This window comes from Klebsiella sp. MS 92-3, assembly GCF_000195655.1.
Taxonomy (GTDB): Bacteria; Pseudomonadota; Gammaproteobacteria; order Enterobacterales; family Enterobacteriaceae; genus Klebsiella; species Klebsiella pneumoniae.
Genome location: NZ_GL882877.1, coordinates 36,060 through 44,706, shown reverse-complemented (window position 1 = coordinate 44,706; position 8,647 = coordinate 36,060). Strand labels below are relative to the sequence as shown.

9 protein-coding genes and 1 pseudogene are annotated in these 8,647 nt (G+C 58.0%); 6 read left to right on the top strand and 4 right to left on the bottom strand.

Translation table 11 applies throughout. The features are described from left to right. The first annotated feature begins 49 nt into the window (after positions 1 to 49). From HMPREF9538_RS00060 to HMPREF9538_RS00075, 4 genes are all read left to right on the top strand, one after another. Positions 50 to 1,204, top strand: a complete 1,155-nt coding sequence (locus HMPREF9538_RS00060) for a lactonase family protein (protein ID WP_020316350.1) — start codon at positions 50 to 52, stop codon at positions 1,202 to 1,204. A gap of 22 nt (positions 1,205 to 1,226) precedes the next feature. Next, positions 1,227 to 3,137 (top strand): BglG family transcription antiterminator, encoded by a 1,911-nt coding sequence (locus HMPREF9538_RS00065; RefSeq protein ID WP_009486549.1) that lies wholly within the window; start codon positions 1,227 to 1,229, stop codon positions 3,135 to 3,137. A gap of 77 nt (positions 3,138 to 3,214) precedes the next feature. After that, complete coding sequence (locus HMPREF9538_RS00070; protein WP_002886901.1) at positions 3,215 to 3,457, top strand: type II toxin-antitoxin system RelB/DinJ family antitoxin; 243 nt, start codon at positions 3,215 to 3,217, stop codon at positions 3,455 to 3,457. Beyond that, positions 3,447 to 3,731 (top strand): type II toxin-antitoxin system RelE family toxin, encoded by a 285-nt coding sequence (locus tag HMPREF9538_RS00075; protein WP_009486548.1) that lies wholly within the window; start codon positions 3,447 to 3,449, stop codon positions 3,729 to 3,731. The genes HMPREF9538_RS00070 and HMPREF9538_RS00075 overlap by 11 nt, the downstream gene beginning before the upstream one ends. A 3-nt stretch (positions 3,732 to 3,734) precedes the next feature. On the opposite strand, the gene nrdG is transcribed toward HMPREF9538_RS00075, so the two are convergent. From nrdG to HMPREF9538_RS32540, 4 genes are all read right to left on the bottom strand, one after another. Then, on the bottom strand, positions 3,735 to 4,199 hold the full coding sequence (gene nrdG, locus HMPREF9538_RS00080) for an anaerobic ribonucleoside-triphosphate reductase-activating protein (protein WP_002886903.1): 465 nt from the start codon (positions 4,197 to 4,199) through the stop codon (positions 3,735 to 3,737). Positions 4,200 to 4,506: 307 nt separating this feature from the next. Beyond that, positions 4,507 to 6,645, bottom strand: a complete 2,139-nt coding sequence (gene nrdD, locus HMPREF9538_RS00085) for an anaerobic ribonucleoside-triphosphate reductase (RefSeq protein ID WP_002886904.1) — start codon at positions 6,643 to 6,645, stop codon at positions 4,507 to 4,509. 356 nt (positions 6,646 to 7,001) lie between these two features. Beyond that, positions 7,002 to 7,745, bottom strand: a complete 744-nt coding sequence (locus HMPREF9538_RS00090) for a MurR/RpiR family transcriptional regulator (protein WP_002886905.1) — start codon at positions 7,743 to 7,745, stop codon at positions 7,002 to 7,004. Positions 7,746 to 7,747: 2 nt separating this feature from the next. Next, positions 7,748 to 7,921: a hypothetical protein gene (locus HMPREF9538_RS32540; RefSeq protein ID WP_002886906.1), complete on the bottom strand. Its 174-nt coding sequence runs from the start codon at positions 7,919 to 7,921 to the stop codon at positions 7,748 to 7,750. 84 nt (positions 7,922 to 8,005) lie between these two features. Between HMPREF9538_RS32540 and HMPREF9538_RS00100 the strand changes: the two genes are divergently transcribed. Both HMPREF9538_RS00100 and HMPREF9538_RS00105 read left to right on the top strand, forming a co-directional pair. After that, positions 8,006 to 8,314 (top strand): PTS sugar transporter subunit IIB, encoded by a 309-nt coding sequence (locus tag HMPREF9538_RS00100; RefSeq protein ID WP_012737232.1) that lies wholly within the window; start codon positions 8,006 to 8,008, stop codon positions 8,312 to 8,314. A 90-nt stretch (positions 8,315 to 8,404) separates the two neighbouring features. After that, positions 8,405 to 8,647 (top strand): annotated as a pseudogene (locus HMPREF9538_RS00105) (6-phospho-beta-glucosidase); the annotation flags it as partial.

Here is an 8,647-nt window from a genome sequence, read left to right as displayed (position 1 = left end):
GGGGGGGGGGGGGGGGCAGCTTATCCCACTGAACCATCAAGGAGTTGCTATGCCTGTCGCTCGTCATCTGCTTGTCGCTTCACTGTCCCTGTTTGCCGCCGCCGCGGGCGCCGCGCAAACCCACTATGCCTGGGTAGGCACCTATAACCCCAATGGCGAAGGTCTGTATCGCTTTACCGTCGATGCCAAATCCGGCGCCCTGCGCGATAAGACGCTGGTGAGCTCGTTGCCGAACGTCGCGCAGTTAACCGTGTCGCGCGATGGCAAAACGCTGTATGCCGCCAGTGAAGTCGAAAAAGGCGTGGTGCAGGCGTGGCGCATTGAAAAGAACGGCGAGCTGACCGCGCTCAACCAGGTCGCCTCCGGCGGCGCCGGGCCGGTGTATCTCTCCCTGACGCCGGACGGTAAGCATCTGCTGGTGGCTAACTATGTCAGCGGCAGTATCGCCGTGCTACCGGTGCAAGAAGATGGTAGCCTGGCTGAGGCGGTGGACAGGCATCAGGATGAAGGCCCGGCAGGCGCCGAACGCCCGGCGGCGGCCGTCGAGGGCAGCTTCGCCATCAGCGATCACAACGGCCCGCATGCCCATATGATCGCCGCCGATCCCAGCGGGAAATACGTTTACTCTACCGATCTGGGGCTGGATCGGATCTATCAGTATCGGCTGGATAGCGCCAGCGGCAAGCTAACGCCGAACGATCCGCCGTTTATCGCCGCCTCGTCGCCGGGAGCCGGCCCGCGCCACTTCGTCTTTACGCCACAGGGCGACGGCCTGTGGCTGATTAATGAGGAAGCGTCGACGCTGACCTTCTATCATCTGGATAAGCAAAGCGGCCTGCTGCGTGAAGGCAAAACTGTCTCCGCGCTGCCGGAAGGGTATAAAGGCACCAGCTTTGCCGCCGGACTTGTGTTGAGCAACGATGGCAAACAGCTATATGTCGCCAACCGCCTGCATAACAGCATTGCCCACTTCACGGTGCTGGCCGACGGCAGCCTGAGTCACCAGGAAGATATCTGGACGCGTGGCGATTATCCCCGCACCCTGACGCTGGATAATCAGGGGCAGTGGCTGTACGTCATGAACCAGCGTAGCGATAATATTACCCGCTTCAGCGTGGCGCCGAAGGATGGCAAATTAACCTTTGCCTCCGACTATACGCCGGTCGGTAGCCCATCGCAGATGGTGATATCCGCCCAACCCTGAGCCGTAATTACAAGGAACTGACATGCGATTTCCCAACCAACGCTTAGCGCAACTCTTCACCCTGCTGCGAAATGAAACGCTGCCGCAGGATGAGCTGGCGCAACGCCTGTCGGTTTCCACCCGTACCGTGCGCGCCGATATTACCGCCCTGAATACGCTGCTGGCGCAATATGGCGCGCAGTTTATCCTTAACCGCGGCAGCGGTTATCAGCTGAAGATAGATAATCCGACGAGTTTCCAGGCGCTGGAGGAGACCGCGCCGAAGGCGCAGCACGTGCCGCGTACCGCCCAGGATCGCATCACGTTTCTGCTGGTGCGTTTCCTGACCTCGGCGTTCTCTATCAAGCTGGAAGATCTGGCGGATGAGTGGTTCGTCAGCCGCGCCACGCTGCAAAATGACATGGTTGAGGTGCGCGAGCGCTTCCAGCGCTATCAGCTGACTCTTGAAACCCGCCCGCGCCACGGTATGAAGCTGTTCGGCAGCGAGGTGTCAATTCGCGCCTGCCTGACCGACCTGCTGTGGGAGCTGACCCAGCAAGGCGATATCGCGCCGCCGATCGGCGCCGAGGCCTTTGCGGCGGAGGTGCCAGCGCTGCTGGAGCCGGTGCTGCAGGAGACGCTCACGCGGCATCATATTCGCCTCACCGACGCCGGCGAGCGCTTTGTCTGCCTGTATGGCGCGGTGGTGGTGCGCCGCGTCAGCGAAGGCTACCCGCTGGCCGAATTCAGCGCTGAAGATGTGGCGCAGAACGTCCGCGACGCCGCGCGCGAGCTGACGGGCGAGCTGCAGCGGTTGGCCGGGAAACCTTTATCGCCCGCCGAAGAAGAGTGGCTATGCGTGCATATCGCGGCCCGTCAGGTGCAGGATGTCGATCCGGAAACTATCAGCGCCGACGATGATGAAGCGCTGGTCAATTACATCCTGCGCTACATTAACAGCCAGTATAATTACAACCTGCTGGACGACGCCCAGCTGCATGCCGATCTGCTGACCCACATTAAAACCATGATCACCCGGGTGCGCTACCAGATCATGATCCCCAATCCGCTGCTGGATAACATCAAACAGCACTACCCGATGGCCTGGGATATGACCCTGGCCGCGGTCTCCAGCTGGGGGAAATATACTCCGTACACCATCAGCGAAAACGAAATCGGCTTTCTGGTACTGCATATCGGCGTTGGGCTGGAGCGCCACTACAACATCGGCTACCAGCGTCAGCCGCAGGTGCTGCTGGTGTGCGATACCAGCAATGCGATGGTACGGATGATCGAGGCGATCCTGCAGCGTAAATATCCGCAGCTGGAGATCGCCGCTACCATCTCCCAGCGCGAGTACGAACAGCGGGACGCGATCGAGGCGGATTTCGTTATCTCAACGGTGCGGATCGGCGAAAAAGACAAGCCGGTAGTGACCATCGCGCCGTTCCCCACCGACTATCAGCTGGATCAAATCGGCAAGCTGGTGCTGGTGGACCGTACCCGTCCGTGGATGCTGAATAAATACTTCGATGCCGCCCACTTCCGGGTGGTGGATAAGCCGATGGATCAGCAAACGCTGTTCGCCGAGCTGTGCCAGCAGCTGCTGGAGGAAGGCTTTGTCGATGCGGAGTTTCATGCTTCGGTAGTGGAACGTGAAGCGATCGTCAGCACCATGTTGGGGGATGGCATTGCGCTGCCGCACTCCCTGGGGCTGCTGGCGAAAAAGACGGTGGTTTATACCGTTATCGCCCCGCAGGGCATCGCCTGGGGCGACGAAACCGCCCATCTCATCTTCCTGCTCGCTATCAGCAAGCGCGAGTATGAAGAGGCGATGGCGATCTACGATATTTTCGTGACTTTCCTGCGCGAGCGCGCCATGAGTCGCCTCGCCGCGACCCGCAGCTTTGATGAGTTTAAAACGGTGGCGATGGAGTGCGTCAGCCGGTTTTGAGAGGCGTTTTCCAGATTCGAGTGTAATTCAAATGTAATGCTATACTGCATTACAAAATTCCCCTTTCCGGAGGCATAATGGCCACGCTCAATGTTCGACTGGACGATAAACTCAAAAAAGAGGCTTATGCCGTGCTGGAGAAACTCGATATGACACCAACGGAGGCGGTACGCCTGCTGTTTCAATACATTGCGGAAAATGGCCGCATGCCGGTGAAAAGTATGACCATCAGTGATGGCGAAGCGGCGTTATTACGCACCGTTCGCGAACGGCTGGAAAACCCACGGCCAGGGGTTAAGGTGAGTCTGGATGACCTATGAACTGGAGTTTGATCCACGAGCCAGGCGCGAATGGCAGAAGCCTGGCGAGACGGTCAAAAAACAGTTCAAAAATAAGCTCCAGCAGATTGTGCAGAATCCGCGAATTGAGTCGACCAGGCTGAGCGATTTACCGGATTGCTACAAAATCAAGCTTAAGGCGTCAGGTTATCGGTTGGTGTATCAAGTACGAGATAGTGTGGTGGTGGTTTACGTTATTGCCATTGGCAAAAGAGAGAAAGCGGCCGTTTATCATCAGGCGAATAAACGGCTCTAAACGCTATCGCAAATGATGTACGACCTGGTTGCTGCTGCCGCGCCAGATAAGCGCCGGATCTTTCAAATCCTGCACAAACTTACCGTCAACCAGCACGTTAATCAGGTTCACGACTTCCATCTGCTCGGCGTTCAGTTCGTCAATCTTATAGCCCGTCCAGACCCAGATATCTTTGCCGGGGCATTCGGCGCGCACGCGCTGAACCAGCTTTAAAATATCCGCGACGTTCTGCGGATGCAGCGGATCGCCGCCGGAGAGCGAAAGCCCCTGGCGTTTGATGCGGGTGTCGTTGAGGTCGGCGATGATACGGTCGGCCATCTCAGCGGTAAACGGCATACCGGAGTTCACCCGCCAGGTGCTTTTGTTGTAGCAGCCGGGGCACTCGTGGACGCAGCCGGAGACAAACAGGGTGCAGCGGGTGCCGGGGCCGTTGACGATGTCGACGGGGTAGTACTGGTGATAATTCATTTTCGCTTCTCAATTAACGCCAGAGCGGCGTTGGCTGCGCTCACTCACCCCAGTCACGTACTGAATGTACGCTCCTGGGGATTCCTTCGTTTGCCGCCTTGCTCTGACGCTAATTGCTTTGCGAAAACGAAGGAGTGCGGCCATTTCCTGGCGTCGCTGCGCTCGGCCGAGCTACAACAGTGGTAGTGGTAGCCCGGATAAGGCGCTGCGCGCCGCTATCCGGGAACGGCTCCTTAGTGGCCAAACGGCTACGGGGCCGGTCCCTTCTCCCCGTTGGGGAGAGGGTGAGGGGCTAAACCAGCTGGAATTAACCAATCTGCCCATTGCCCAAGTGCTTCACGCGGCGCTTCACCTCTTCCTGCTTGCCGGCGTTGAACGGCCGCGCGTCCGGGCTGCCGAGATAACCGCACACCCGGCGGGTAACGGAAACGCGGGCGGCATCGTGGTTACCGCATTTCGGGCAGGTAAAGCCCTTGCTGGTGCACTCGAACTCGCCGGTAAAACCGCACTCGTAGCACTCATCGATCGGCGTATTGGTCCCGTAGTACGGCACGTGCTGATAGCTGTAATCCCACACGTCTTCCAGCGCCTTGAGGTTATGCTGGATATTCGGGTACTCGCCGTAGCAAATGAACCCCCCATTGGCCAGCGGCGGGTACGGCGCTTCGAAATCGATCTTATCGTACGGGTTGACCTTCTTCTCCACGTCGAGGTGGAAGCTGTTGGTGTAGTAACCTTTGTCGGTTACCCCTTCCACCACGCCAAACTCGGCGGTGTCGAGACGGCAGAAGCGATCGCACAGGTTTTCGCTCGGCGTGCTGTACAGGCTAAAGCCGTAGCCGGTTTCTTCCTTCCACAAATCGACGGCGTCGCGCAGGCGCTGGACGATGGCCACGCCTTTCTCACGCAGCGCCTTGCTGTCGTACATATGCTGGTTGCCGTACAGCGCATTGATGGTTTCATGGATACCGATATAGCCCAGAGAAATGGACGCGCGGCCGTTTTTGAAGATCTCGGAGACGTCGTCGTCGGCTTTCAGCCGCACGCCGCAGGCGCCTTCCATATACAGGATCGGCGCCACGCGAGCCTTCACTCCTTCCAGGCGGGCGATACGGGTCATCAGCGCTTTACGCGCCAGCTGCAGGCGCTCGTCCAGCAGCGCCCAGAAGGCGGCTTCATCGCCTTTCGCTTCCAGGGCGATGCGCGGCAGGTTGAGACTGATCACGCCGAGGTTATTGCGTCCATCATGCACCTGCTCGCCGTTCTCGTTTTCCCATACCCCGAGGAAGCTGCGACAGCCCATCGGCGTTTTAAACGACCCGGTGACTTTCACCACCTGATCGTAGTTGAGGATATCCGGGTACATGCGCTTGCTGGCGCACTCCAGCGCCAGCTGTTTGATGTCGTAGTTCGGGTCGCCGAACTTATGGTTCAGGCCGTCGCGGATCGCGAACACCAGTTTCGGGAACACCGCGGTTTTGCGATTTTTACCGAGGCCGGCAATGCGGTTGCGCAGAATCGACTGCTGGATCAGCCGCGATTCCCAGCTGGTGCCAAGGCCGAACCCGAAGGTGACGAACGGCGTCTGGCCGTTGGCGGTATGCAGTGTGTTAACCTCATACTCCAGCGACTGGAAGGCGTCGTAGCACTCTTTTTCGGTACGGGCGCGGGCATAGCCTTCGGCATCCGGGATCTGCCACTCTTCGGCGATTTTGCGATGCTTTTTGAAGCTTTCGCTGACGAACGGCGCCAGCACTTCATCGATGCGGTTGATGGTGGTGCCGCCGTAAATATGGCTGGCGACCTGGGCGATGATCTGCGCCGTCACCGCGGTGGCGGTAGAGATAGACTTCGGCGGCTCGATCTCCGCGTTGCCCATCTTAAAGCCCTGGGTCAGCATGCCTTTCAGGTCGATCAGCATGCAGTTGAACATCGGGAAGAAGGGCGAGTAATCGAGGTCATGATAGTGGATCATGCCGCGCTCGTGGGCCATCACCACATCGTGGGGCAGCAGGTGCTGCCGGGCGTAGTGCTTGGCGACGATCCCGGCCAGCAGGTCGCGCTGGGTCGGGATGACTTTACTGTCCTTGTTGGCGTTTTCGTTGAGCAGCGCGGAGTTGGTCTGCTCGACGAGGCCGCGGATCTCCTGATTGAGGCGGCCGCGCTTCTCACGCTGGCTATCGCGGTCATGGCGATACTCAATGTAGGCGCGCGCCAGCTGCTTATAGGGGCCGGACATCAGCTGGTTTTCCACCGCGGTCTGGATCTCGTTGATGTCGACCTGGGCGCGGCCCTGCATTTGTTGGCTAACGACTTCTGCGACGGTGGCGCAATAGTCTGCGTCATCGACTCCCGCTGCTTTAGCTGCACGCAGAATTGCTTCCTGAATGCGCTCTGAGTTGAACGGCACTTTACAGCCATCACGTTTCATCACATGCGGTGTCATGATCACTCCATATATAGAACAGGTTATCCACAGAGGCGGAGGTTATCCCGAAGGCGCTGCACGCTACGGCTCGTGCTGTTTACCTTCGGATCCGGCCCGTTTTATCCACATCTCATCACCGCCAGACATCGACAAGATATGGTGACATAATAGACGATTAATACAACATGTTGGGCCGAGGCGCATTTTAAGTTCTATATGTAGTGATTTGCATCAAAGATGTTTGCGATTTTATTGACCCAGAACAAGGTAAAAAGGTGAGAGTACGGATGATGGGCGCTGGCGATAAATGTAAATTTAGGCGCTTAAAATATAAGCAAAAATCGAGCCCGTTCAGGCATGAAACGGGCAAATATTCAGGCAATCAACGTATCGTTAAGCAGATCGACCAGCAGTAGCAGGGCATAGCGAGCCTGCTGCGGGTCAGCGGGCAGCGGCAGGATGGCGCTGGCCATATCGCCAAGGGCGTGCTGTTCCGGCGTCAGAGCAATAATGGTCACTCCCTGCGTACGCGCCTGCAAAGTGGCGCTTTGCAACACAGGGTTGGCCTCGGCAGTGGCCAGCACCAGCAGCAGATGATCGTCATTGAGGGTGCTGGCGGTCAGCCGCATCAGCGCCGCATCCTGACAGAGATTAATCGCGATGCCGGAGGGCAGTAGCTGATGCTGGAGCAGCGCGGCCAGCGTCACGTCCTGGGCGCCAAGGGCGAAGCAGTGTACCGCACGGGCGCTCAGCAGGCGCGATTTACACTTTTCCACCGCCGCTTCTGCGGTATGGCCGAGCTGACGAGTTAGGGTAACGCCAAGGCTGCTAAGTTTGTCGCGCCAGGCGACGGGCAGGGCGGCGCTGTCCGGCGTAAGCCAGCTGGCGCGCCGTTCGCTGGCCTGCGCCAGCTGTTTACGCAGATCACGAATATCATCGCAGCCCACCGAGCGGGCGAAGCGGGTAATGGTGGCAGGGCTGACCCCCGCGCTGGCTGCCAGCTCGTCAATAGAGGCGCTGGCGGTAAAGCTTAGATTTTGTAGAATAAAGGTGGCGACGCGCGACTCCTGGGCACTAAAGCGGCGCATTCCTTCCTGCAGCTGACCTACGATATCCATCCTCATGTTCCCTTTGGCAAAACCCGCATTTGAAAATATTTTTCAATTATCGACTGCCTCTCTTTATAGCACTCACGCCGCATATTTCCTATGGTCAGAGCAGTAAAGGGTGACACCCTGGCGATAAAAATGCGCAAAAATTGAGCCTCGATCACATCGGTGAAAATTATTTTCATATAGCCTTCACTATCACACAATATTAACAATATAGTCGTCCAGGCCCTGAGGGCTGAAGCGATAACACGTAAAGGGGAAGCGCAATGCCACGAATCGTACTCTGTTGTGCCGCAGGCATGTCGACCAGCATGCTGGTGAACAAAATGAAAGCAGAAGCCCAGCAGCGTGCGCTGGCGCTGGAAATCTATGCGGTGGCGGTGGCGGAATTTGAACGCGAATTGCCAAACGCCGACGTCATCCTGCTCGGGCCGCAGGTTAAATATGAAGCCGGACGGCTAACCGCGCTGGCCGCGCCGCAGGGCAAGGCGGTGGCGGTGATCGATATGGCTGACTACGGCATGATGCGCGGCGCTGCGGTGTTGGATAAAGCGCTAGCCCTGCTCGAACACTAATTTTCTCATCCCGTTTTTCATCATCATCACGTGCGGTCCTGGCGATCGCGCGCGGCGCTCTGTATGCCGAAAATCCGAAAAGAGGACACTATGCAAGCACTGAAAATTGCCGTTATCGGCGGCGGCAGCAGCTACACGCCGGAGCTTATTGAAGGGATTATCGTTCGTTACGAGCAGCTTCCGGTTACAGAGCTGGCGCTGGTAGATGTCGAATCCGGCCGGGAAAAGGTGGAGATCATCGCCGCGCTGACCCGGCGGATGCTGAAACATAAAGGGCTGGAGCAGGTGGCGGTCAGCGTCCACTTTACGCTCGATGAGGCCATCCGCGGCCGC